At 70.6% G+C, this 24,685-nt stretch carries 17 protein-coding genes and 2 pseudogenes; 13 read left to right on the top strand and 6 right to left on the bottom strand.

The window, feature by feature from the left end:
• The first annotated feature begins 3 nt into the window (after positions 1 to 3).
• Complete coding sequence (locus ACO1BR_RS20560) at positions 4 to 264, top strand: lasso peptide biosynthesis PqqD family chaperone (RefSeq protein ID WP_426796529.1); 261 nt, start codon at positions 4 to 6, stop codon at positions 262 to 264.
• Between the two features lie 34 nt (positions 265 to 298).
• Positions 299 to 2,080, top strand: coding sequence for an ABC transporter ATP-binding protein (locus ACO1BR_RS20555; protein ID WP_426796528.1), 1,782 nt, complete (start codon positions 299 to 301; stop codon positions 2,078 to 2,080).
• Positions 2,081 to 2,257: 177 nt separating this feature from the next.
• Here the strand turns inward: ACO1BR_RS20555 and ACO1BR_RS20550 are convergent, their stop codons facing one another.
• Positions 2,258 to 3,013 (bottom strand): class I SAM-dependent methyltransferase, encoded by a 756-nt coding sequence (locus ACO1BR_RS20550; RefSeq protein ID WP_426796527.1) that lies wholly within the window; start codon positions 3,011 to 3,013, stop codon positions 2,258 to 2,260.
• Positions 3,014 to 3,098: 85 nt separating this feature from the next.
• Between ACO1BR_RS20550 and ACO1BR_RS20545 the strand changes: the two genes are divergently transcribed.
• The 8 genes and pseudogenes from ACO1BR_RS20545 to ACO1BR_RS20510 all read left to right on the top strand — a co-directional run bounded on the left by ACO1BR_RS20545 (position 3,099) and on the right by ACO1BR_RS20510 (position 18,790).
• Positions 3,099 to 3,680: a TetR/AcrR family transcriptional regulator gene (locus ACO1BR_RS20545; RefSeq protein WP_426796526.1), complete on the top strand. Its 582-nt coding sequence runs from the start codon at positions 3,099 to 3,101 to the stop codon at positions 3,678 to 3,680.
• 285 nt (positions 3,681 to 3,965) lie between these two features.
• Positions 3,966 to 4,745 (top strand): phosphotransferase, encoded by a 780-nt coding sequence (locus tag ACO1BR_RS20540; protein ID WP_426796525.1) that lies wholly within the window; start codon positions 3,966 to 3,968, stop codon positions 4,743 to 4,745.
• 89 nt (positions 4,746 to 4,834) lie between these two features.
• Positions 4,835 to 5,150, top strand: a pseudogene (locus tag ACO1BR_RS20535) (hypothetical protein); the annotation flags it as partial.
• A 75-nt stretch (positions 5,151 to 5,225) separates the two neighbouring features.
• The gene (locus ACO1BR_RS20530) at positions 5,226 to 6,347 is read left to right on the top strand and encodes a lipid II:glycine glycyltransferase FemX (RefSeq protein ID WP_426796524.1); all 1,122 of its coding nucleotides are present in this window, start codon (positions 5,226 to 5,228) and stop codon (positions 6,345 to 6,347) included.
• 340 nt (positions 6,348 to 6,687) lie between these two features.
• Positions 6,688 to 7,584, top strand: a complete 897-nt coding sequence (locus tag ACO1BR_RS20525) for a hypothetical protein (RefSeq protein WP_426796523.1) — start codon at positions 6,688 to 6,690, stop codon at positions 7,582 to 7,584.
• Between the two features lie 455 nt (positions 7,585 to 8,039).
• The gene (locus ACO1BR_RS20520; RefSeq protein WP_426796522.1) at positions 8,040 to 15,287 is read left to right on the top strand and encodes an amino acid adenylation domain-containing protein; all 7,248 of its coding nucleotides are present in this window, start codon (positions 8,040 to 8,042) and stop codon (positions 15,285 to 15,287) included.
• A gap of 4 nt (positions 15,288 to 15,291) precedes the next feature.
• The gene (locus ACO1BR_RS20515) at positions 15,292 to 17,853 is read left to right on the top strand and encodes an FAD-dependent monooxygenase (RefSeq protein ID WP_426796521.1); all 2,562 of its coding nucleotides are present in this window, start codon (positions 15,292 to 15,294) and stop codon (positions 17,851 to 17,853) included.
• Positions 17,854 to 17,896: 43 nt separating this feature from the next.
• Positions 17,897 to 18,790, top strand: a complete 894-nt coding sequence (locus tag ACO1BR_RS20510) for an SDR family oxidoreductase (protein ID WP_426796520.1) — start codon at positions 17,897 to 17,899, stop codon at positions 18,788 to 18,790.
• Here ACO1BR_RS20510 and ACO1BR_RS20505 read toward each other — a convergent pair.
• Positions 18,778 to 19,212, bottom strand: a complete 435-nt coding sequence (locus tag ACO1BR_RS20505) for a hypothetical protein (protein ID WP_426796519.1) — start codon at positions 19,210 to 19,212, stop codon at positions 18,778 to 18,780. The genes ACO1BR_RS20510 and ACO1BR_RS20505 overlap by 13 nt on opposite strands.
• Before the next feature lie 692 nt (positions 19,213 to 19,904).
• Here ACO1BR_RS20505 and ACO1BR_RS20500 point away from each other — a divergent pair.
• A complete protein-coding gene (locus ACO1BR_RS20500; protein WP_426796518.1) occupies positions 19,905 to 20,696 on the top strand; it encodes a Pr6Pr family membrane protein in 792 nt (263 codons plus the stop codon).
• A gap of 367 nt (positions 20,697 to 21,063) precedes the next feature.
• Here the strand turns inward: ACO1BR_RS20500 and ACO1BR_RS20495 are convergent, their stop codons facing one another.
• From ACO1BR_RS20495 to ACO1BR_RS20480, 4 genes and pseudogenes are all read right to left on the bottom strand, one after another.
• On the bottom strand, positions 21,064 to 21,621 hold the full coding sequence (locus tag ACO1BR_RS20495; RefSeq protein WP_426796517.1) for a hypothetical protein: 558 nt from the start codon (positions 21,619 to 21,621) through the stop codon (positions 21,064 to 21,066).
• A 350-nt stretch (positions 21,622 to 21,971) separates the two neighbouring features.
• Entirely contained in the window at positions 21,972 to 22,277 is a 306-nt protein-coding gene (locus ACO1BR_RS20490; protein WP_426796516.1) for a hypothetical protein, read from the bottom strand.
• A gap of 224 nt (positions 22,278 to 22,501) precedes the next feature.
• Positions 22,502 to 22,764 (bottom strand): annotated as a pseudogene (locus ACO1BR_RS20485) (transposase); the annotation flags it as partial.
• A gap of 131 nt (positions 22,765 to 22,895) precedes the next feature.
• The gene (locus tag ACO1BR_RS20480) at positions 22,896 to 23,612 is read right to left on the bottom strand and encodes an SDR family NAD(P)-dependent oxidoreductase (RefSeq protein WP_426796515.1); all 717 of its coding nucleotides are present in this window, start codon (positions 23,610 to 23,612) and stop codon (positions 22,896 to 22,898) included.
• A 67-nt stretch (positions 23,613 to 23,679) separates the two neighbouring features.
• Here ACO1BR_RS20480 and ACO1BR_RS20475 point away from each other — a divergent pair, with 67 nt between their 5' ends.
• Entirely contained in the window at positions 23,680 to 24,225 is a 546-nt protein-coding gene (locus tag ACO1BR_RS20475; protein WP_426796514.1) for a MarR family winged helix-turn-helix transcriptional regulator, read from the top strand.
• Between the two features lie 316 nt (positions 24,226 to 24,541).
• Entirely contained in the window at positions 24,542 to 24,670 is a 129-nt protein-coding gene (locus ACO1BR_RS20470) for a hypothetical protein (protein ID WP_426796513.1), read from the top strand.
• Positions 24,671 to 24,685: the final 15 nt, after the last annotated feature.

The raw sequence follows: 24,685 nt of genomic DNA, 5'->3' as shown, positions 1-24,685 counted from the left end.
CCCATGAAGCTCAGCCTGACCGCCCACACGCTCACCACCGACACCGACGACGGTGCGGTACTGCTGAGCCAGCGCACCGGGCACTACTGGCAGCTCAATGCGACCGGCGCCTACGCGCTGCAGCGACTGCTCGCCGGCCGCACCACGGACCAGGTGGCCAAGGAGTTCGCGGAGCGGTTCGGCATCGCATTGGACCAGGCGCGCGAGGACCTCACGGCGATGACCGACCAACTCCGGGCATCCGGACTGGTGGAGGCGTGCTGAGACCGGTCGGGCCGGAGAGGGAGCGGCGTACGCGATGCTTCGACAGCTGTGGACGTTGACCCGGGGGCAGCGCCGCTCCTTGAGCGCCGCCCTGCTCCTCACCTTGATCGCGGCTGCTTTCGGGGTCGCCCAGCCCCTGGCCGCCAAGGAGGTGGTCGACGCCCTCACCGCGCGCCGGCCGTTGTTCCTGCCCGTGGCGGCCCTGGTCCTGCTGCTGCTGACCCAGGCACTGATCGGTTCCTGCGCCGCCTTCCTGCTGGAGCGCGCGGGCGAACGGTTCGTGCTGGACACGCGCACCGGGCTGTTCTCGCACCTGTTGCGGATCCAGATGCACGCCTTCGACCGCCTGCGCGTGGGCGACCTCATGGCGCGTGCCTCAACGGACGTGGCCGTCCTGCGCGAAGCGCTGACGCATGTCTCCGTCCAGCTCGCCACCAACCTGTGCATCGCGCTGGGCAGTGTCAGTGCCATGTTCGTGATCGACCCGGTCCTGATGCTGCTCATCCTGAGCGTGCTGCTCGTCGGCAGTGTCGTGATCAAGGTCCTGTCGGAGCGGATCGGTCGCGTGTCGATGCGGCTGCAGACCGCCGTCGGAGCGATCTCGGCAGGGCTGGAGCGCGCCCTGTCGGGCTTGCGCACCGTCCGTGCCAACCGTGCCGAACAACGAGAGTTCGACCTCCTCACCACGCTGGCCCACCGCGCCTACGAGGCCGCGGTGCGCAGTGCCAGGCTCACCGCGACGATCGCCCCCGTGGCCCAGATGGCCATCAACGCCGCCTTCGTCCTGGTCCTGCTGGTCGGTGCGGTCCGCGTGCACCAGGGGGCGCTGTCGCTCGGCGCCTTGGTGGCCGTTCTGCTCTACGCCAATCAACTCGGCGGGCCCATCACCGAGTTGATCGAGGGCCTCGCCTCGATGAGCAGGGCCAAGGGTGCCACCGAACGCATCCAGGAGGTCTACTCCCTCCCCACCGAAGAGCGCACCACCGCCTCGCCGGGCCGCGGCACACCGCGACGGCGACCGGTGCGTCGCGGGGCGGCGAATGCGGCGCTGGAGGTCCGTGATCTGTGGTTCGGGTACGTTCCCGACACCCCGGTGCTCCGGGGACTGTCGCTGACCGTCCCTCCCCACGCGCTGGTCGCCCTGGTCGGCCCGTCCGGGGCCGGCAAGTCCACCGCCTTCGCGTTGGTCAACCGTTTCTACGAGCCGTGGAGCGGCAGCATCCGCATCGACGGGCGCTCCACCACGGATCTGGGCCTCGACGCATGGCGTTCGCACATCGGCTGGGTCGAGCAGGACTGCCCGATGCTGCACGGCACGTTGCGGGAGAACCTCCGCTACGCAGCCCCGGACGCCGGCGACGACAGCCTGTGGCGGATCCTCGACCTCGTCAACCTCACCCAGAAGGTCCGCAGCCTCCCGGCCGGGCTGGACACCGAGGTCGGCGAGCGGGGCGCGCACCTGTCGAGCGGTGAACGGCAGAGGCTCGCGATCGGCCGGGCGATCCTGGCCCGGCCCCGACTGCTGCTGATGGACGAGCCCACCGCCCACCTCGACCCCGCCAACGAGGCCGCCCTGACGGTCACCCTGCACAACCTGCGGAAGGAATGTGCCCTGCTCGTCATCGCCCATCGGATGACCACCATCGAGGCGGCGGACTGCGTGGTCATGCTCGACAACGGAACGGCTCACGCCACCGGAACGTACGCCGAACTCCTCCGCACCGACTCGGGGTTCCAACGGCACGTCGCCGCACGGTCGTACGCATCCCCAACCCCAAGCCAGGAAGCGGTAGTTGTCACCGACCCTTCCGCCTGAGAGGCGCCCTCCGCGACGGCTGCCCTCACGCCCTTGCACAGCACGTGAACGATCCCACGCGGGGTGGCCCGGTCGTCCACCGGCAACCGACCCGGATACCGCCGGCGCCGCGGAGCCCCGCCCCCGGGGGCTTCCTCGGGCATACCGAGAAAGCCCCCTGAGCCTGGCTGTGGTCGCTCACGTCAGTTCTGCGGTGATCTGCCAGAACGGCAGGAGAACCCTGCCGTTCTCGTCGACGGCCACGAGGTCGTCCTGCGCCGCGGCGCCCGAGACGGCGGGCGCCAACTTCTGCCATTCCTGGTGGGTCAAACCGGTGATGTAGTGGCGGGGCTCCATGCGCAGGATCGTCCAGTCGTCGCGGAGGGCCTCGCGCAGGCTGCGCTCGTCCGTGGCGGCCGGCATCTGCAGGCGAGCGGCCAACTCACCGCGGAAGCAGAGGACATGAAGCCTTGCGCCGGGTGCACACACCTGACGCAGTCCAGCCAGGTACGCCCGCCGCTGATCGGCATCCAGGCAGTGCAGCATGGCACTGTCGACAACCGTGCGGAAGCCACCAGGGACACCACTGGCGTGCAGTTCCGTCGCGTCGGCGACCATGAAGGTCACCGGACTGCCGGCGGCGACCGCCTTGGCCCGGCTGCGCTCGATCGCGGAGGGGGCGGCGTCGAAGGCGGTCACCTCATGGCCGCGGCCGGCCAAGTACAAGGCGTTGTCCCCAAGACCGCAGCCGCATTCCAGAACCGGCCCGGTGATCTCGCCCGCCGCCTCCAGCTCGACGACCAGCGGCTGGGGGGCGTCCAGTTGCCACGGGATCAGGTCCGTGCGGCGATCGTCCGTTCCGAAGGCGACCTCACGCCCCTGGTACATCGCCTCGAAGTCCAATGCCGGCTCATGGCCGCCTTGGTGGTCATGCGCGGTGCGCGGATCGGTCATCCAACCCTCACCTCTTCTAGTAGACGAGGTTGTTCACTAAAGCGAGTGTAGGCAGAAGGGAACGCCAGCGTCTACTGTCGAACCCATGGCAGAGAGTGCGACACCCGGCCGCCGCCGGGGTACGGAACTGGAGCACGCGATATACGTCGCGACGCTCGACGAGCTGGCCGCGAACGGCTACGGCCGACTCACCATGGACGGCATCGCCACCCGCGCCGGTACGGGCAAGGCCGCGCTCTACCGGCGCTGGCCCGGCAAGCAACCCCTGGTTCTGGACGCCCTGCACTACGCCCTGCCCCCGCTGCCCGAGCCGAACCCGGATCGCACCGCCCGGGACAACCTCGCCGGCGCGCTGGGCGCCTTCAACGACGTGTTGTCGGGCCGAACTCTCGTGCCAGGCATCGAGTTCATCGTCGACATGCTGCACGAGCCGGAACTGCGTGCCATGTTCGCCGAAAGGATCGTCACGCCACGCCTGGAGCGCATCGAAGCCATCCTGCGCGCGGGCGTGCACAGCGGCGAGTTCGGCCCCGAGGCGGTGCACCCACTGGCCGCCCGCACCGGTCCCGCTCTGATACTGCAGACCTTTCTGCTCACCGGCGAGCCGCCGAGCCCCCGGGAGATCGACCTCATCATCGACACCGTGCTCCGCCGGACGGCCATGTGACGGGAAGGCGGTACCTGCTCCCTCCCGTGTGATTTCGGTGCCGGGGGACGGTCATGGATGCACGTGCGTTCCTTTGGCCGGACTCGTCACAGCTCGGACAACCCGGCGCCATGAACTCGCCCGGGTTGAAGGAATCCCTGCCGAAGGCTGCTCCGTGACTGGCAGCATCCACGGTGAGATCACAGCCCAGAAGGTCTGGTTGGTGATTACGTTGGGCGCGTTGCGCCGACCGTTCTGGAGCTGTTATCGGGGACACTGACGTCGGGGCAGGGCTACGCTGACCCGGTGATCGAGGACGGCGCCACTGACAAAGGCAGCGTTACCACGGTGCGGCGGATCGGCGAGACGATCCGCCGGCCGGTCGGCGAGTGGACACCTGCGGTGCACGCCTTGTTGACCCACCTGGAATCGGTGGGCTTCACTCGGGCACCGCGAGTCCTTGGCTCCGACGGCACCGATGAGGTGCTGTCGCTGCTGCACGGCGAACCGGCGTTCACACCCTGGCCGTCGACTCTGCGGTCGACCGTCGGAATCAGCGAACTGGGGACCTGGCTCCGCGACTACCACGACGCTGTCCGCGACTTCCAGCCGCCGGCCGACGCCCGATGGCAGGGCCAGGAGAGCGAGTGGAGACCCGGCATGGTCATTCGGCACGGCGACCTCGGCCCGTGGAACGCCATCTGGAACGGCGACCGACTGGCCGGCTTCATCGACTGGGACTTCGCAGCGCCCGGCCATGCCCTCGACGACCTCGCGCAACTCGCCTGGTACGCCGTGCCGCTGCGTCCCATCGAGCAGCAGCGAAGAGCACCGATCGCCGGGCAGCACACCCTGCGGAGCCGCCTCAACGCCCTCTGCGCCGCCTACGGGGCACGCCCGGTAGCAGTTCTCGATGCGCTGGATGCCGTCCAGTCCCGCGAGGCTGAACGCATCGAACGGCTCGGTCGGCGAGGCCACGAGCCCTGGGCAACGTTTCTCGCCCGCGGCGATGTGGCCGAGATGGTGGCCGAGCGATCCTGGCTCCGATCGGAACGCACGGTTCTCCTCGGAGGTTCGGGCGGCTGAGCACGGCCCGTCCCGGCTGCCCCCTGCTGGAACGATCCGGCAGTGGTTGTCGTCGTCTCGGCGTCCGGGCCGTGTTGAAGGGGAATCTCGTGCCCGCTGTTCACCGGCGAGATGATTTCGATGGGGCTGGGGAGATCAAGGCGTCGGAGTCGTCCTGGACAGCCCGTTCACCGGGTTGGGCCCGCGCTGTTCCAGGAAGTTGGTGACCCTGCCGCGACGCGAGCGCGGAGGCGCCCCGCAAGGCCGGCCATGGAGCATCCTTTGGCGGACCGGGCCTTGCTGGTCGCGGCGTACAGGTGCACCAACTTGACGATATGCCAGCACGCCCCGCTGTTAGGAGCGTCGAAATCGGCAGCGCATGGCTTCACCGACCACCTCGCGCCCCTGCTCGCGCTCCAACCGCGCGACAGCGTGTGCACCAAGAGCCTGGACCTCGGTACGCATGAGTAGGCTTGCGCGTCGAACAAAGGAGCTCCGCATATGAGTTATCGCCTGAAGGCGATCACCCGCGAGGAACATCTGGCCTTCGTCAGCACCCGGCCCTCGGTGAGTCACATGCAGGTTCCGTCGTGGGGGGATGTGAAGCCGGACTGGCGGGCGGAGAGCTTGGGCTGGTTCGATGAGGACGGCCGCCTCGTCGGGGCCGGCCTGGTGTTGCTGCGGCCATTACCGAAGCTGAAGCGGTATCTCGCCTATCTGCCTGAGGGACCCCTCATCGACTGGGACGCCCCGGATCTGGACCGCTGGTTGAAGCCCATGCTCGCGTACCTCAAGGAGCGGGGCGCGTTCTCGGTGAAGATGGGACCGCCCGTCGTCGCCCGCCGCTGGAGTGCCGAGGCGGTCAAGGCCGCGATCGCCGACCCACAGGCCAGGCGACTGCGGGATGTGGAGGCCACCGCGCACGAGCCGGGGGCCTTCGACATCGCCGACCGGCTGTGCCGGATGGGCTGGCAGCAGACCGGGCCGGGCGCCGAGGAGGGTTTCGCTGCGGGGCAGCCACGCCATGTGTTCCAGGTTCCCTTCGCCGGGAGGTCGTTGGAAGAGGTCCAGCGGGGTTTCAACCAGCAGTGGCGGCGCAACATCAAGAAGGCCGAAAAGGCCGGCGTCAGGGTCGTCCAGGGCGGCTACCAGGACTTGCCCGACTTCTACGAGATCTATGTCGAGACCGCTGAGCGGGACCGGTTCATTGCGCGCCCGCTGGCCTACTTCCAGCGGATGTGGACCGCGCTGAGGGCCGAGGACCCGGATCGCATGCGCCTCTATCTCGCCCACCACGAGGGCGAGGTGCTCGCGGCAGCCACGATGCTGACCGTCGGCGACCACGTCTGGTACTCCTACGGCGCCTCGACCAGCCGCAAGCGCGAGGTCCAGCCGAACAACGCCATCCAGTGGCGGATGATGACCGACGCCCACCAACTCGGGGCGCGCGTCTACGATTTGCGCGGCATCACCGACACCTTGGAGGAGAACAATCACCTGCTGGGACTGCTCCGGTTCAAGGCCGGCACCGGCGGTCAGGCCGCCGAATACCTCGGCGAGTGGGACTACCCGCTCAACAAGATCCTCCACAAGGCCCTCGGCCTCTGCATGTCACGGCGCTGAGGCCGCGGTCGCCTCGTACTGATCGTCGACGCCGATGTGGTGCGTGTGGAACGCCCATTGCCCATTGCAGGCAGGCCGGAGAGTTGACGGGTCCGTCATGCGGGACCGTTTTCGCGCCGTGGGGCACGGGCTGCACCACGGGCGAGCGCCTCGACGGCGAGGGCGGCCTGGGCAGGCAGTTCCATGTCCGGCTCAACGCCGCCGGGGGAGGCGGGAGGTGGCGCCCGATCCCATTCGGCGCCGTGTCCGTGTCACACGGTCGTGAGTATCGACTCCTGGGCTGCGGGCTCATATGGGCCTGAGCCGTATCGATGTCAGAGGTGCCTGCAAGAATGCAGGCGTGACCGGCACCATGCAGACTTCCGACGAGGGCGAGGACGACCTGGCCCGTCTTCTGGCCGCCATTCCTGGACTGGCCGCGCTCGCCCGCACGGTCGTCGGGCTCCGCCCGCGCCGCGGCGAGCCGGGCATCCGGGACAGCCATGTCGGCGGGCCGATGCTCTGGCCGTTGGACGAGCCCTGGCCGCACTGCGCGGACGCGGACCACGGGAGCGGAGGATCGGCGCCGATGGTGTCCGTGGCCCAGTTGTACGCCACCGACGTCCCTGAGATCGCCTTCCCCGAGGACGCCGACCTGGTGCAGATCGTGTGGTGTCCCGACACGCACGCCCTGCCAGCACCGCAGTTCACGGGCAAGCACTGCCGGGTCTTCTGGCGGCGCTCCGGCGAGGTCGTGCACGGGCCGGGGGTGCAGCCTGACCCCTGGGAGGACTGGGACGCGGAGTGGGACGAGGTCCCCCGGCCGTGCACCGTGCATCCCGAGCGGGTCGTCGAGTACCCCTGGCGGGAGGAACTGCCGGCCGGGCTCCGGAAGCAGCTGGAGAACTCGGAGGAGCTCAACGACCTCTACTGGCAGGAGAGCCTCACGGGCGGCTGGAAGGTCGGCGGCAGCAAGTCCTGGGCCTCCAGCGACATGCCCGAGAGCCTGGACTGCCCCGAGTGCAGCGCGCCTCTCGTCCTCCTGCTCCAGGTGGACTCCTACGAGGACCTGCCGCTCGTGTCGGAGAACCCGCATACGTACCTGTGCACCGTGACAGGACGGCATCTGGTGTGGGGGACGGAGGAGTGCACGCTCGCCCGGGAGGCAACCGGTTTCCGTGTCGACGATGTCGCGGACGCCGGGATCCACGTCTGCTCCGCCGACCCGCGGCACCGGGCTCTGTACTTCACCCAATGAGGGCATGCCCGAGCCCGGACGGCTCCATCACGCCACTGGCCGTTCGATGGCTGCTCAGGTGCCGAAGCGCGGGGATCGGGAGCCGGTGGTGAGCTGGTTCGGATCCGCTGGGGACCGGTCCGTGGCAGACGAGGCGCGGTAGCCGGCTGGCCACGCATCGTCGCCCGAGGTGGGGCTCGTGTGGGGAGGTGCGGCAGTGTCGGTGGCAGGGTGCCTTTTCCACCATGTCACCGGTCTGTGTGCTTCCCCCTCGGATTCGGACAACTTCCGGCCGATGCTGCCAGCGGGCCGAGTGGGCCGTTCTCAACCGGCGGGTGGAAGGGATCACTCCTGCGGACCGCCGCATTCCCGGCTCTGGTATGTGCGAGGGATGGATGGGTGCGGTCTTGGCGCGATTTCGTCTGACTTCGCCTGCCGCCGTAGGGGCCTACTCGCGGGTATGCATGATGTTGATCATGACGAGGACCGCGGCTGCCGGAGCAGCCACCCGTGAAACCCAGGTACAGGTGGACGACGGCGCACCGCGCCCGCTGACGGCCTATCAACAGGACATCTGGGCGGCCGCGGCTCAAGCTCCGGAGTCACCGCAGTTCAACTGCGTCCTCCACGAACGGCTGAGGGGCGATGTCGACCTCGATGCGCTCGCCGACCGCGTCGCGGGCGCACTGCACCGCCACGAGACCTTCCGGCTGCGCTTCGGCGAGGACGACGCGGGGACACCTTTCCAGTGGGTGGCGGGTGAGGGCATCCGGGTCGGCAGGGTCGACCTGGCCGGGCAGCCCGTACCGAACGGAGCCTGTGCCGCGTGGATGCGGCGCTCGATGGAGACCGCGCTGTCGCTGACGGACGGTGGCGCCCTGGTCGAAGCGACGCTGCTGCGGGAGGGGCCGGACACCGCGCACCTGCACATCAAGGCACACCACATCGTCGCCGACGGCTGGACCATCAACCGGTTGAGCCACGAGATCCTTGAGGACTACGCGCGGGCCGTGGCCGCCGACCCGCAGCCCGGCGGCCGTCACGAGCCGCCGTCCTACCTGGCGTTCGTCGACGAGGAGGCCGCCTACCGAGCCGGTGCCGCGGGCGAGGCCGACCGGGCTTTCCACCGGGAGGCCCTCGCCGGCGTGGCACCCGCGCTCTTCACGCGCACAGTGGGCGGCAGCGGGCGTGGCCGGCACTCGTTCGCCGTCGACCGCCGGGTCGCCGACCGCGTGCGCGCCGCCGGCCTCTCGCCGTTCGCCTACCTCGCCGCCATGTTCGGCACCTGGCTGACGCGGCTGCACCGCAGTGAGGAGGTGGTGCTCGGCGTCCCGTTCCTCAACCGGCCCGAGGAACACCACCGCGACGTCCTCGGCCAGTTCGCCAACACCCTGCCTCTGCGGGTCGCCGCACCGGGCGGGCGGACCGTGCGGGAGTTGGTCGCCGAGACCCAGGCGGCGACCCGTGCGCTGCAGCGCCACGAGCGGCTGTCGCTGGGCGACGTCCTGCGCGAACTGCCCGCACCGGCCGAGGGTCCCCGCCAACTCTTCGACGTGACACTGTCCTACCTGCACTGGTCGCGGCCGATACCGATACCGGGAGTCGAACTGCGGACGGCCATGGCGGCCCCCTCACACGAACAGGACGCCCTGGGCGTGGTGGTGTCCGCCTTCGACGACACCGCCGACCTCCGCGTCGACCTGGACTACGCCCTCGACGTCTTCGACGAGGACCTGCCCATCACCGCGGTCGCCGGCCACCTGAGGACGCTGATCTCACACGGCGTGGACGCGCTGGACCGGCCCGCGTCGACCGTCCCGATGCTGCCGCCCGCCGAGCACGAGGACCTCACCGCCGTGCGCGGCCACGGTCCGCGGGTGCCCTACGCGGACCGGGCCACACTCCACGGCCTGTTCGAGGAACAGGCGGCTCGCCATCCCGGCCGAACCGCCGTCGTCGGCGCCACCGGCGAGACCCTGAGCTACGCCGAACTGGACGAGCGGGCCAACCGGGTCGCCCGGGCGCTGCGCGCGCACGGCGTCGGCCCGGACGACCGGGTCGCGGTGATGATGGAGCGAAGCCCGCAGCTGTTGGTGGCGCTCCTCGGCACCCTGAAGTCCGGTGGCGCCTATGTGCCGGTGGACCGTGGCTACCCCGCCGAACGCGTGCGGTTCCTGCTGGCGGACAGCCGTGCCAGGGTGGTGATCGTCGACGGCGACGGCCCACCGCCCGGGGTGGCCGAAGGGACGACGGTGCGGCACGTTGAGGAGCTGCTGCACCACAGCGGCGCACCGCTCCCTCCAAGTGCCGGCTCCCGCGATCTGGCCTACGTCATCTACACCTCCGGCTCCACCGGCCGGCCCAAGGGCGTAATGGTGGAGCACCACAGCGTGGTCAACCGCCTCGCCTGGATGCAGCGCCGCTATCCGCTCGGCGACAGCGACATCCTGCTGCAGAAGACGCCGGTCTCCTTCGACGTCTCGGTGTGGGAGCTGTTCTGGTGGGCCGTCGAGGGCGCCGCGGTGGCCCTGCTGCCGCCCGGCGGCCAGCAGGATCCGCGGGAGATCCTGCGGATTGTCCGGGAACGGCGGGTCAGCGTCGTGCACTTCGTGCCCTCGATGCTCGGCCCCTTCCTCGACCTGCTCCAGGCGTCCCCCGAGGGCCGGGAGGACTTACGCTCCCTGCGGTACCTCTTCTGCAGCGGCGAGGCCCTGCCGCCGGCGCGGGTCGAGCAGTTCAACCAGGTCTTCGGCGCATCCGGTGCCACGCCCCCCGTGCGACTGGTGAACCTCTACGGGCCGACCGAGGCCACCGTCGACGTCTCGTACCACGACTGCCCGGGCGACCCCACCCGGAGCGTCGCACGGGTCCCGATCGGCCGGCCGATCGACAACACCCGGCTGTACGTTCTCGGCCCCCATGACCTTCCGCAACCGGTGGGCGTCGCCGGTGAGTTGTGCATCGGCGGTGTCGGTGTCGCCCGCGGCTATCTGGACCGCCCGGAACTGACCGCCGAGAAGTTCGTCCCCGACCCCTTCGTACCGGGCGGCCGGCTCTACCGCACCGGTGACCTCGCCCGGTGGCTGGCGGACGGCACCCTGGAGTACCTCGGGCGGATCGACGGCCAGGTCAAGATCCGCGGCAACCGCGTGGAGCTCGGCGAGGTGGCCGGCGCCCTGCGCGCGGTCCCCGGCGTCCGGGACGCCCTGGTCATCGACCACACCACCGGCGCCCGCGGCACCCAGCTCGTCGGCTACTACGTCGCCGATGCGGCCGTCGACCCCGCGCGACTGCGCGAACTGCTCGCCCGGACGCTGCCGGCCTTCATGGTCCCGGCCCACTTCCAACGGATCGACGCCGTTCCGCTGACCCCCAACGGGAAGGCCGACCGCCGCGCACTGCCCCCGCTCCAGGACACCGCGGACCGGGCCCCCGGCCAACGGCCGCGCAGCCGCACCGAGTCCGTCCTGGCCGAGATCTGGGCCAGGGTGCTGGGCCGGGAGACCGTCGGCGTCCACGATGACTACTTCACGCTCGGCGGCGACTCGATCCTCATGCTCACGGTGCGCGCCGAAGCCGAGGCCCGAGGTCTGCGGTTCTCCCTCACCGACCTGCTCCGCAACCCGACGGTCGCCGGGCTGGCCACCTGCGTCGAACCCCTGACGGCGCCCGCGAGCGACGGTGCCCCCACCCCGTTCGCCCTGGTGTCCGCTGTGGACCGGGCCGGGCTGGCAGGCGCCGAGGACGCCTGGCCGCTCACCCGGCTCCAGCTCGGCCTGCTCTACCACAGCCGCCGGCACGAGGACTCCGCCACCTACAAGGACGTCTTCCAGTACACCCTCGAACTGCCCTGGGACGAGGAGGCGTTCCGCCGGTCGTTCGACGGGCTCGTGGCGCGCCACCCGGTGCTGCGCTCCGCCTTCGACCTGGCCGGCTTCTCCGAGCCGCTGCAGATCGTCCGCCCGCAGGCGCCCGGCGGACTGGAGGTCGTCGATCTGCGCGGGCTCGACGACGCCGCGGCCGACGCCGAGGTCCGCGCGCACGTCGAGGAACGCCGTTGGCACGCCTACGACGTCGCACGGGCGCCGCTCCACCTCTTCCGGGCACACATCCGGCCCGGCACCCTCGACCTGGTCCTCAGCTTCCACCACGCGCTGCTCGACGGCGGCAGCGTGGCGAACCTCCTGCGGGACCTCCTCCAGGACTACGCGCACCGCCTGGGGCTGGGCACCAGTCCGGTCGGCGGCGTGCAGCGGCCCTCGGCGGCGTCCGGCGTGCGCGAGGAGCGGGCCGCCCTGGATTCCGCGGAGGCGCGGCAGTACTGGAAGGAGCAGCTGGCCGACTGCGCACCCCTGCAGATCCCGGGCTTCCGGTCGCACCTGCTCGGCACCGGTCACGAGCCGGCCACGCACCGCGCCGACCTGCCGGACGATCTGGTCGCCCAGGTACGGCGGTTCGCCTCCGAGCACCGCCTGCCCGTCAAGTCCGTGCTCTTCGCGGCGCACTGCCTCACGCTGGGGATGTTCGCCGGCACCGATGACGTGACCACCGGACTGGTCACCCACGGCCGGCCCGAGCTCGGCGGCGCCGAACACACCGCCGGGCTCTTCCTGAACACCGTGCCGCTGCGCCTGGCCACGGCGCAGGCCGCCTGGGTGGACGTGGTGCGCGCGGCCTTCCGGCGGGAGCAGGACTGCCACCCCCACCGCCGCTACCCGCTGAGCGCCATCCAGGAGGACCACGGCGGCCCGGTCCTGGACACCGCCTTCAACTACGTGCACTTCCACCAGCTCAACGAGGTCCTGCACCTGCCGGGCATACGGCTGCGGGACTTCCGCACCTGGGAGGAGACGGACTTCCGGCTCCTGGTGAACGCGGTCACCGAACCGGACGGCGGACGCGTCTGGCTGCGGATCGACCACGACGGCGACGGATTCGGTGCCGACCAGGCCCGCCTCTTCGCCCACGCGTACCAGGAGATCCTGCGAAGGATGGTGCAGGACCCGTACGCGGAGCCCGACTTCGCCTTCCTCGCCGACCGGCCGACCCTCGCCGACGTCACGCCCGGTCCCACCGTCGTCGAGCGCTTCGCGTGCCAGGCCGCCCATACCCCGGAGGCGACGGCCCTGGTGCAGGGGGAGGAGCGGTGGAGCTACGCGCGGCTGGCCGCCACCGCCGACCGGGTGGCCCGGAGGCTGTGTGCCCTCGGCGCCCCGCCGGGGGCCCGGGTCGGGATCGCCATGGACCGCTCACCGCAGACCATCGCCGTGCTCCTCGGCGTCCTGCAGGCCGGGTGTGCGGTGCTGCCGCTGGACGTCGGCTACCCCGCCCAGCGGCTCGCCACGATGCTGGAGCAGGCCCGTCCCTTCCGGGTCATCGCCCACGCCGCCCACGCCCACCTCGTCGGCGACCCCGCTCTCGTGCTGCCCGCCGCGTCGGTGACCGAACCGACCACCGGGCCCGGAGCGGTGCCGCCGGCGGAGATCCCCGCCGACAGCACCGCCTACGTGCTGTTCACCTCCGGCTCCACCGGCCGCCCCAAGGGCGTGGCCATGCCGCACCGTTCGCTGGCCGGCCTGGTCGCCTGGCAGACGCGCGCCACCAGCGGCGCACCGGGCGGTGCCACCCTGCAGTACGCGCCACTGAGCTTCGACGTCTCCTTCCAGGAGATCTTCTCCACGCTGTGCTCCGGCGGCACGCTGCACCTGGTGGGCGACTCGGAGCGGTGCGACATCCCGGAGCTGCTGCGGATGATCGACCGTGAGGGCATCGAAAGGGTCTTCCTCCCGTACGTGGCGCTCCAGCAACTGGCGGAGGCTGCCGGGTCGTTGGGCATCGTCCCCCGCGCCCTGCGGGTGCTGGTCTCCTCCGGCGAACAGCTGCGCGTCACCCAGGAGATCCGCGGGCTGTGCGCCGCGCTGCCGGGGGCCGTCCTGGAGAACCAGTACGGGCCGACCGAGACCCACGTCGCCACCGCCTTCACCATGACCGGGGACCCGGCCACGTTCCCCACGCTGCCACCGATCGGACGGCCCATCGACGGCGCCGAGGCCCATGTGCTGGACGACCGGATGCGCCCGGTACCCGTAGGCGTGCGCGGCACCATCCACCTCGGCGGCGGCTGCCTGGCCGACGGTTACGAGGGCCGCCCCGACCTCACCAAGGAGCGGTTCGTCCCGCACCCCTTCGCGGGCGGGGAGCGCACGCTCTACGACACCGGGGACCTAGGCCTGGTGCTGCCCGACGGGACCATCGCGTACGCCGGCCGGGCCGACACCCAGGTCAAGGTGCGCGGTTTCCGCATCGAACTCGCTGAGGTGGAGCTGGCCGTCACCACCCTCTCCGGGCACTACCTCGGCCTGCGCGACGCCGCGGTGGTGGCCCGGGACGACGAGCACGGCGACCGCTTCCTCGCGGCCTTCCTCCTGGGCGAGGGCACCGGCGCCGACCTGGCCGGCATCCGCGAGCGGTTGCGCACCGCGCTGCCCGACCACATGGTGCCGTCCCACCTGCAGTGGGTGACGCAGCTGCCGCTGACGCCCAGCGGGAAGCGCGACGACGCCGCCCTGCGCCGGGCACCGCTCGTCGCCACCGCCGCAGCCACCGGTGCCGCACCGCGCGACGGCTACGAACGCGCACTGTCCGAGATGCTGGCGGACCTCCTGCACCTCCCCGAAGTCGGCGTGCACGACGGCCTCTTCGACCTGGGCGGTACCTCGCTCACCGCCATGCGGCTGGTGGTCCGGATAGAGCAGCGCTACGGGGTGCACATCCCGCTGTCCGCGTTCATCGCGGCCCCCACGGCGGCAGGGCTCGCGGCGCGACTGCGCGCGGGCGGCGCGGTCGCCGCGTACGACCCGCTGGTGCCGATCCGCCCGGAAGGCACCCGTCCGCCGCTGTTCATGGTCCATCCCATGGGCGGCAACGTGCTGTGCTACGTGCGCTTCGCCCGGCACCTCCCCGACGGCCAGCCGCTGTACGCGCTCCAGGCGGCCGGGGCGGACCCGGGCACCACGCCGCTGCGCACCGTCGAGGAGCTCGCGGACAGCTACCTCGCCGCGCTGCGGACAGTGCAACCGCACGGTCCGTACACCCTCGGCGGGTGGTCCTTCGGCGGCTTCGTCGCCTTCGAGATGGCCCGCCGGCTGCGGGCGTCGGGCGAGGAAGTGGCCCATCCGCTGCTCCTGGACACCACCGCGCTCAGCCAGGGGCAGCGCCACCGCCACGACGACGACGCGCTGTTGGGATGGTTCTTCTGGGAACTGCTCTGGCTGGAACGCGGCGGCGACGCGCCGACGGAGTGCATGCCGGACGAACTGACCTCACTGGAGGAGAAGTTCGACTACATCGCCCGACTCGCCACCGAAGCGGGCGTGCTGCCCGCCGGCAGCTCAGGGGCCCTGATACGCCGGCTCTTCCGCGTCTACCGGGCGAACTGGCAGGCCGCACTGGACTACCGGCCCGAAGCCGGGGACCTGGGCCTCACCCTGATCCGCGCCGAGGAACCACTGCCGGACGTCCTCGCCGCGATGCACGGCGCGGCCGGAAGCCGCCACGCGGACCGGACCAACGGCTGGAGCGACATGACCGACGGCCCGCTCCAGGTCGTCCCGGTGCCCGGCGACCACCTCTCGATCATGGAAGAACCGTACGTGGAGCACGTCGCCCAGACCGTCGCCGACCTCATCGGCGCCGGCCCGGCCGGAACCCCCGAGGAGAACTGACGACATGTCAAACAATCGACCCCTGAAAGCCATCGTCGTCGGAGCCGGAATCGGCGGACTGACCTGCGCCCTCGCCCTCCGCAAGGTCGGCATCGACGTGACGGTGTACGAGCGCGCCACCGAGCTGCGGGCCGCAGGCTCCGGCCTGTCGGTCATGACCAACGCCATCACCGCACTCGCCACCCTGGACATCGACCTCGGCCTGGGAAAGCGCGGCCAGGTCGTGGAGTCCTTCACGATCAAGGACCACCGCGGCCGACAGATCAGGGACCTGCCCTTCAAGGAAGTCTGCCGGCAACTCGGCGCGCCAAGCGTCTGCCTGAGCCGCGCCGACCTCCAAGAGGCCCTGCTGGACGCCGTCGCGGACTGCCCGATCCACCTGGGCGCCACCGCGACCGACTTCGCCACCGACGCCACCGGTGTCCACGTCCGCTTCGAGGACGGACGTTCGGCACACGGCGACCTGCTGATCGGTGCCGACGGGTTCCACTCGGCCGTGCGCAGCCGACTCGTCGGGCCGGAGGACTCCGCCGACAGCGGATACATCTGCTGGCTCGGCATCGTCCCGATCCGCCTCCCCGGCATCGCCCCCGGGAGCGTGCGCCACTACTGGGGCAGCGGGCAGCGTTTCGGCCTCGTCGACATCGGCCACGGCCGCTTCTACTGGTGGGGCACCAAGAACATGCCGGCCGCCCGCTCGCACGCCTGGGACGGCACCAAGGACGAGATCGCCCGGGCCTACGCAGGCTGGGCCGACGAGGTGCGGGCAGTGATCGACGCCACCCCGCCCGCGGACATCCTCGCCGTGCCCTCCCGCGACCGCGCCTTCCTGGAACGGTGGGGAGAAGGACCGGTCACCCTGCTCGGCGACGCCGCGCACCCCATGCTGACCACCCTGGGCCAGGGCTCGGCCATGGCCATCGAGGACGCCGTGGTCCTGGCGCACACCCTGGCCGAGCCAGGGGCGCGCGACGACCTGCCACTCGCCCTGCGGACATACGAGGACCGGCGCCGTGACCGGACCCGGACCATGGTCGCCGCATCCCGGTCCATGAGCGACCTCGAACAGGCCGACACCCCCGAACGAATACAGGCCCGCGACGACCACTTCCGGCTGACGCCCCGACAGGAACTCGCCCGCCAGAACGCACAAGCCCTCACCTTCCCGGGCGTCCCCGAACCCCAGCCCCGGATCCGGCGCAACCTCAGCCCCCTGGAACGCTGGTACTGGATCGCGGACCGCACCACACCGCTCAACGGCGTCATCCGCACCCGTCTCCACGGCCGCCTGGACATGCCGCTGCTGCGCCAAGCCCTGGACGTCCTCCAGTCCCGGCACCCCTTGCTGCGCACCGCGATCAGCAGCGACGAGGACGGAGCCGCCCCCAGGTTCCGCCCGGTGGGCGGGCGGCCGATCCCGCTGCGGCACGTCCGGGTGCCGGCCACCGACCCCGAGGCCGACACGCGATGGGAGCGCGAGGTCGACGAGCACGAACTCGCCGAGGGCATCGACGGGCGCACCGGGCCGCTGCTACGAGCCGTGGTGATCACACGGGAGGGCGCCGATCGCGAACAGGACGTCCACGACCTGCTGCTCACCGCGACGCACTGCATAGCCGACGGCAGGACGGGACTGACCCTGCTCCGGCAGTGGATCGACATCGCCGCCGAACTCAGCCGCGGTGAGCAGCCGTCACGTACCTCGCGCAGGGCGCTGCCCGCGGCGGAGGACCTGCTCCCGCACGAGCACCGGGGCGAGGCGGGTGCTGCCGGTCTGACCGCCCTGCTGGCGCGTGACGAGGAGGAAGCCGCCCGGCTGCGGCCGCGCCGTCTCCTCCCGAGCAGTCCGGTCCCCTTCCACCAGCGGCGTACCCGGATGGTGCACAGGTCCCTGACCGCCGGGGAGGTGGAGCTGCTCGTCGGTGCCTGCACCCGGCACGGGGCCACGGTGCACGGAGCCCTCGCCGCCGCCATGGTGACCGCCGTCGCCCAGGAGGCGGGGACGTCGGAACCCGCCCACTTCGCGATCGGCTCCCCGCTCGACTTCCGCGCCGAACTGGACCCCGCCGTCTCCTCCGACGAGGCCGGCACCTACGCGGCCACCCTCCCCTCCCGCGTCCTATACCAGCCCGGCGCACCGCTGTGGCCCATGGCCCGTGCCATCAGCCAGGACCTGGGACACCGCCGGGCGCGCGGGGAACACCTGTCCCTGGTCAACCTGCTGGACCGAGCAGGGCCCACCACGCCCGCCGACGCCGGCACGTTCATGCGCCACCTGGACGAACAGGGGCCGCTCAACCTGTGCCTCTCCAACCTCGGCCGTTCCGACGTCCCCGACCGGATAGGCCCCTGGCGCCTTTCCGGTACCCAGCTCGTCGCGGGCATCTCGGTAACCGGCGCGGTCGTGGCCACCGCCCTCACCAGCCACGGCCACCTCGCCTGGAACTTCAGCTACGTCGAGGGCATCGTGCCGACCCCACGCGCCCGCCACCTCGCCGACGCGTCCGTACGCACCCTGCTGGCCGCCGTCTCGGCCGCTTCCGACACCTCCCCGGCCACCGGCTGACCAGCCGCCGCCCCCCATACCCACCACCCAAAGGAGCTCCTCCTTGTTCAACCGCCGACCCGCACCCCTGCCACCTGCCGGACGTGCCGTCGTCATCACCGGCGCCTCCACCGGACTCGGAGAGGAATGCGCGCTCCAACTGGCCCGGCGCGGCTTCCGCGTCTTCGCCGGAGTGCGCACGGCGGCGGACGGTGAGCGGCTGCGCGCCGTGGCTCCCTCCGCGCGGCTGCGGCCGGTCCTGATGGACGTGACCGACGAAGACTCCCTCCGGGCCGCGGCCAACGAGGTCGCCGGCATCATGGGCGAGCAGGGCGTATGGGGGCTGCTCAACAACGCCGGTACCTGTCTCGCGGCGCCGCTGGAGTGCGTGCCGCCGGAGCGGCTCCGGCAGCAGCTGGACACCAACGTCGTCGGAGCGGTAGCCACCACCCAGGCATTCCTGCCGCAGTTACGCCGAAGCCGGGGGCGGATTGTCACCGTCTCCTCGGGCCTCGGCAGCCTGGCGGTCCCCTACCTCGGCGCCTATGCGGCAGGGCAGTTCGCGAAGGAGGGGATCAGCGACGCGCTCCGCCGCGAGCTGCGGCCCTTCGGCGTCTCCGTCTCCGTCGTGAAGCCGGGCGCGATCGCGACGCCGATCTGGGACAAGGTGCGGGAGGCCGGTGAGGAGGTCCTCGACGGGGCCGCCGCGGATATCGCCGGCCGGTACCGGGCGTCCTTCGAACGGTTCCTGCGGCGGAACGAGGAACGGGCGCGGTCCAGCACCACGCGCCCGGAGGACTTCGCACGCGCCGTCTTCCGGGCGCTGACCGCCCACCGCCCGCAGACCCGCTACTGCGTCGGGCCGGACGCGAGGGCGGCCGCCGTGCTGTCGAGGCTGCTCCCGGACACCGTCCTGGACCGCGGCCTCGGCGCGGCCACCGGCGATCAGCGGAGGTAGGTCTGACACGGATGCGGGGACGGGCCGGAGCGGCCCGTGGCTTCCCATGTCGGCCGCTGGGGCTCGTCGTTGTGCACGACGATGTCGGCCTGATCGGTCGGGCGGACCGTAGCGAAGGATAACCGTTGGGAGGCGCGGTAGCGGTTGTGGAAGCGTCGCTCGACTTCGGTGACGGAGCCGTACACCGCCAGGTCCCGGGTCCGGGCGCGGTGCAGCGTCTTCTCGAACGCGGCGGACACGAAGATGCGCAGGTCCCACCGGTCGATCAGCTCCGGGCGCAGGAGGAACACGCCGTCGAAGAGCAGCACGGCGTCGGCGGGTGCGGTCGTGACCGGCTGGGACAGTGCGGTACCCGTGCCTTTGTCGTAGACCGCCTGTTGGAACCCTCCCTCTCCGCCCGGGCCCAGCGGATCGAGCAGCACCCGGTGCAGCGCGTCGAAGTCGAAGCTGTCGTGACAGCGGCCTTCGGCGGAGTGCCTGCCGCGCCGATAGCGTTGTGACCGGGGGTGAGGAAGTCCTCGATCGTCGCGCGGATGACTTCGCGGCCGTGCGCACGCAGGACGATGGCGAGTTCGTCGGCCAGCGTGGTCTTGCCGGCGCCGCCGCGGGGCTGTCGGCGCGGGGGGCGACCTTGGTGCGGAGCTTGACCGTGGAAAGCGCGGAGGAGGTCCGGGCAACCGTGGCAGAGCGGCTGGCGGGAAGCTCGGGGACATCGACGGGAAGGTCTTCGAGGAGCTGGCTTCCGCCTGAGCGCCGGCATCGTCGCTCCGCGAGGCGTCCGGCATGGTCTATGCGGCGACCTGCTTCGGCACGGTCAACGGAGAAGTGTCGGTCCGGATGTTGACGGTAGCCGTGAATGCGCACGTGTACAGCGACTCCGGTCTCGCCGTGGGCGGCATCGCGCGCACAGCCGCCGAACGCGGCGGTGTGGACGTTGCCGCCGAGGTGCTGGACCTACCGTGTGGCCGGTGGCGGTGTGCGTGCGGATGGCCGCGGTGACGACCATGCCGGATGACGGAGTGCCCACCCCAGGCCATGCTCCGCACCCTCGTGCCCTGCGACAGATCAGGCATTCCGGGGAGCTTGCCTCAGAGCCGGGCCGTACGGTGGACGAATGCTTGATCCGACACCCCCCACCAACTCCACGGCCTTCGCGGCTTCCACGGAGTCCACGACACCGTGCGGCCCGCCTGCCGCAGCGGCCACTCTCGCACCTTCCTCCGGAGGGCGCCGCCCCGTCGCGGCGGCCTTCCGCGCGCTCGCCGCCCTGACCGCGGTCACCGGCATCGTCCTGGACACGATCGCCTCCCACGACCCGGGCCGGCTCTTCAGTTACTTCACCATCCAGTCCAACATCCTGCTGGCCGTCGTCTTCGCCTGGTCCACCCACCGCGCCTGGACCGGGCGTCCCGCCCTCTCCCCGCGGATCACCGGCGCAGCGCTGCTCTACATCTGCATCACAGGGCTCGTTTTCCACTTCGTACTGTCGAACGACTCCAGTGGCTTCTCCATGACCAGCCACCGAACCCCCCTCGAAACGGCCGCCAGCCAACTCCTCCACACCGCGACACCCCTCGCCGCCGTGCTCGACTGGCTCGTCCTCACTGCTCCCGGCGCCTTCCTGCTCCGCTACGCCTGGCAGTGGCTCGCCTACCCCGTCCTCTATCTTCCCTTCGCCCTCATCCGCGGCGCCCTCCTTGTCCCCGGCACCAACGGCCGTTACCCGTACCCCTTCCTCGACGTCGACCTCCACGGCTATGCCGGCATCGCCACCAACGCCCTCGTCTTCGGCCTGGCCTTCTACGTCCTGGCCCTCGCCCTCGTACTCCTCGACCGCATACGCACCCGCCTTCGCGGCCCCCGGAACCAAAATTCGTCCACGGGCTCAGGTCCGCTGGATACCTGACGCCAAGGAGGTGGCATCACACATGTCATGAGCGGGGGAGCACGAGGAGTGAGACGTCAGCAGTTCCCTTGAGGCGCGATCCCGAGTCGGCTGCCCCTCGGTCGACTTGGGACTTCAGGGTGCGCGCACCCCGGGCGGCCGGAGCGGAGTGCGAAGGCCGGCGTCTGGAGGGGACGCTCGGGCGGGTACGGACGGCCACCGCTCGGCATGACGGTTCCGCCGGGATGGTGGCGAGGCGCGGTCGCCAAGAGGTTGGCGCAACGTTGGCGTGAGTGTCCAGGCATGTGCCGAGGACGTCCGACGTCGCCGACGGACCCGCCCCGTGGGTCGGGATCCGCCGGCGTCCGTACGGTCTGACTCGCCCGGCTCAGGGGTGCCAGATCTCCTTGATGCCGTTGATTTTGCCCTCGGAGTCCAGGGTGATGTCGTAGATGTTCCCGGAGCAGCTGTAGGGCGCCTTCACGGCGCTGGAGTTCGTCATGCAGTCACCGGCATGCACCCACAGCTCGCCGACCGGAACCGACTTCGTGTTGCCGGACCCGGTGGCCAGTGCCGCCTTGACGTCCCGGGCGAAGAGGTAGTACTTGGCCTTGCCCTGTCCGTGGTAGATCCAGTCGTTGGGCGTGCAGGCCGGCTTGGCGTCCTTCGCCGACAAGGAGCCCTTCGTCGGGGGCACGGCGGGCTCGACCATCTTGTGCCCGGCCGGCAGCTTGGGCGGCGTCCCGCAGTCACCGGGGCCTTCGGCTTGGTTCGTGGCCTTTCCACTTGGGGCCGAGGGGGCCGGCTTGTTCGAGGGCCGGGCCGAGGCGCTGGAGCCGCCGGAGCTGTTGCCGTAGGGGTCGCCCTCCGGGCCGCAGGCGGTGAGGCTGCCGCCGAGGGCGGCGACGAGAGCAAGTGTGCCGATGAACCGCTGAGTTGGCTTCATGTCGAAAGGTCCCCCGTGAAGTGAAGAATGACGTGATCATGATGGATCGGCAGAGTTCTACACCAGGGGACCGTGCGCGAGCCAATCGCAGCGGCGGCACCCGCCTGCCGGCCCTGTTCCGTCGGTACTTCGACGAGCACCGGGGTCCCGCGTGGCTGCCCGTGCCCAGGGCGAGGCAGGCGCCTGCCGACACCTCGTACATCTCGCCCGGACCCACCGTGACCTCGACACAGCCGACGGTCAGTTCCCATGTGCCGTCGAGTGCGAGCAGTGCCTCGCCGTGGGCCTCGTACGCCGGGGGACGCGACAGGCAGTCGGAGTGGTAGCGCCTGCGTGGGGCGGCATGACGGTCAGCGTCGGTCGTCGACTGTCCAGCCGTTGCCGAGTTCCCGCCGCAGCGATTCCAGCGCTGCGTCTGCCTGCTGGTGGAACAGCCTCTCCTGCTCCTTGGTCCACGGAGACGGGCCGGGTGGGTACTCCCAGTCGATGGACGACTGGTACCGCTCGCACAGCCTTGTCAGTTCGGTCCGGGTGGTTGGGCTGATCGGCAGTCGTTCCAGCTCGCAGGGGTAGCCGTACGGACTGTCCACGTCGTGAGGCCACAGTGGGGTGTCCGCGACGCCGGCTTCGAAGAAAAACCGCAGGTGATAGGGCACGGTGCACCCTCTCACGACAACCCTTGACACCCCAGGGGATCTCGGTCGAGGCGTCGTGGCTTGGTGCCCACCTTGTGGTGGGCGGGACGCTGGTAGGGCCAGCCGCCACGACGAGGGCTCCGCAAACGTCGTGGCGGCTGGCCGGCCGTCGGTGGTTCGAGCCCGGTGGACGGACGGGCCCGGGCTGGGGCGAGCCGCTCGGACGGGGCTGGCCTCTCCCAGGGGTTTTTGCGCGGCCTGCCGCCCTTGGGGTCGTGGACCCGTGGCGGAGTCGGCCGTCGCATCACCCGGTCCGACCGCGTCCGGCACCGGATCTCGACGGGCAGGTCGGCCAACAGATGGGCAGGCGCGGGGCGTTGTAGCCGGCGTCGAAGCAGACGAAGGTGTCGGCGTCGCCGTCCTTCCATTGCCCGCCCATTGCGAGGTCCTCGACGACGCGGCGGACGTGGCGGGCAGTGACCTCGGCGACGTCGTGCTCGGGACCGAGCGGGCGGTCTTGGGTTGGTGAAACTCGCGCTCTGGTCTGCACATCAGGACCACGCCAAGACCGCCGTCGGCGTACCTCGAACTACCTGGTGAGTGAACCCGTTCCGGGCGCCGTTCGAGGTGCGGCAAGGTTCACCGCGTGGTGAAGGCGCCTCCGTTGACATGGATGGTCTGGCCTGTGATGTGCCGGGCTCCAGGAGAGGCGAGGAAACAGGCCGTCCGGGCGATGTCGTCGACTGCTCCCGGACGCTTGTTGTGGGTCTCTTCCACGAGCGCCCGGTGGCGTTCTTCGGGCAGCTGGCCCCCGAAGAAATTGGTGTCGGCGACGAAGCCCGCTGAGATCACGTTGCAGGTGACGCCCTTGGGTGCAAGTTCGGCAGACAGGGACGCGTTCCAGGCAGCCAGTGCGGCTTTTGCTGCACCGTACGAGCCGCCACGGCGTTCGGCACCGATCGAGCCGATGCTGATGACGCAGCTGCTGCTGGTGAGCTTGTCCTGGACCGCGACGGTGGTCAGCACCGCGGTGAGAAGATTCTGGGCCAAACTGCTCTGCCACTGGGCCAGTTGCCCTTCCAGTGTCGACAGGTCACCCGATGCGGGCTCAGGCAGCCCGCCCGCGGCGTTGACCAGGACGTCCACTGCGTCCAGCCGGGCGGCGAGCGCCCCAACCTGCTCGGTTGAGGTGGCATCACAGACGACGCCGTGAGCCTTTATCTCTTTGGCGGTCTGTTCGACGGTGTTGGGGTTTCGTCCGGTGATGAAGACCTCTGCCTGGTCGGCGGCGAACCGTTGGGCAATCGCGCGGCCGATGCCGCTGGTGCCACCGGTGACGAGCACGGTGCGGGTCAAGAGTCCTCCTGCTCACTACTATGTTTAGATCTAAACGTAGCTGATGATGAGGACAGGGACCCACACCATGGCCAACATCGAGACAGGGTCGGAGGACCCCGAGTCCCGCCCTTCCGCCACCGACATCGCCACCGCCTGGCAGCGGGAACGACCGGGAACCCCAACAGAATCAATCGAGATCGTCACGCCTATCTGGTGGCTGGGAAAGCTCTTCGCTGACGACCGAAATCGCGCCCTTCGAGAGGCCGGGATCGATGCGGCCACCCTCGATCTGCTGTCCGTCATCCGCCGCTCCGGCCCGCCCTACACCCTCAGTACCCGCGAGATCGCCCGGCGGACGCTGGTGACTGCCGGCGCGATCTCGCAGCGCGTTGCCCGTGCGGAACGAGACGGCCTCGTCCGACGAACCCCCGGGCCCATGGGCAGCCGCACCGTCCTGGTGGAGCTGACAGCCGGAGGCCACGCACTCATCGAGCGATCCGTTGACACCGTCCTTGGCCGCGAGGCCGCACTCGTCAATGGCCTCTCCGAGCACGAACGCCGGGTGCTGACCGCGCTCCTGGACAAACTGATGGCCGACGTCCGACAACGCACCGCCCGTGAAGAGAGCTGATCATCCCGGCTCTCTCTACAGGGCAGACCATAAAGAACAAGATCAGAAGCTGTTTCGGAGCCCGGCTTCTCATCCGCTGCCCGCCTGCGCTCGCAGTGCGCTCGGCAGGGCTGCCAGAACCGCTCCGGTGACCGGATGGAGACTCCTACGTGTCACCCGTCCGGCCTAACGTGCCTCGCCAGGTGCTGCGGATGGGTGGCACGGTGGTGCTGTTCTCGCATACGACCGAGCCGAGGAGGAGTCATGGGCCGCAGAGACTGGGCCTGAGGTCCCTCTGCCCGACAAGGGCAGGAAGCTCATCCGGATCGAGGTTCAGGTGTCCAACCACATCGACCTCACCTTGACGGTGGCCTTGCGCCTCTCCCGCAGGGCCACCATCTGGCTCGGCACTCTCGTCGCGAGTGTAGGCGGCAGCGGGGTGGGGTGGCTGATCCTGCGCCGCTGAGGTTGAGCCCCCGCC

Source organism: Streptomyces sp. YGL11-2 (assembly GCF_050054615.1).
Lineage (GTDB): Bacteria > Actinomycetota > Actinomycetes > Streptomycetales > Streptomycetaceae > Streptomyces.
The sequence above is the reverse complement of the archived record's forward strand: the minus strand, read 5'-3'. Positions and strand labels throughout refer to the sequence as shown.

What these genes read in the sequence shown, in the direction of transcription:
- ACO1BR_RS20560 (WP_426796529.1), top strand. Translation starts at nt 4, where the DNA reads ATGAAGCTCAGCCTGACCGCCCACACGCTCACCACCGACACCGACGAC.
- ACO1BR_RS20555 (WP_426796528.1), top strand. Translation starts at nt 299, where the DNA reads ATGCTTCGACAGCTGTGGACGTTGACCCGGGGGCAGCGCCGCTCCTTG.
- ACO1BR_RS20550 (WP_426796527.1), bottom strand. Translation starts at nt 3,013, where the DNA reads ATGACCGATCCGCGCACCGCGCATGACCACCAAGGCGGCCATGAGCCG.
- ACO1BR_RS20545 (WP_426796526.1), top strand. Translation starts at nt 3,099, where the DNA reads ATGGCAGAGAGTGCGACACCCGGCCGCCGCCGGGGTACGGAACTGGAG.
- ACO1BR_RS20530 (WP_426796524.1), top strand. Translation starts at nt 5,226, where the DNA reads ATGAGTTATCGCCTGAAGGCGATCACCCGCGAGGAACATCTGGCCTTC.
- ACO1BR_RS20520 (WP_426796522.1), top strand. Translation starts at nt 8,040, where the DNA reads ATGACGAGGACCGCGGCTGCCGGAGCAGCCACCCGTGAAACCCAGGTA.
- ACO1BR_RS20515 (WP_426796521.1), top strand. Translation starts at nt 15,292, where the DNA reads ATGTCAAACAATCGACCCCTGAAAGCCATCGTCGTCGGAGCCGGAATC.
- ACO1BR_RS20500 (WP_426796518.1), top strand. Translation starts at nt 19,905, where the DNA reads ATGCTTGATCCGACACCCCCCACCAACTCCACGGCCTTCGCGGCTTCC.
- ACO1BR_RS20495 (WP_426796517.1), bottom strand. Translation starts at nt 21,621, where the DNA reads ATGAAGCCAACTCAGCGGTTCATCGGCACACTTGCTCTCGTCGCCGCC.
- ACO1BR_RS20475 (WP_426796514.1), top strand. Translation starts at nt 23,680, where the DNA reads ATGGCCAACATCGAGACAGGGTCGGAGGACCCCGAGTCCCGCCCTTCC.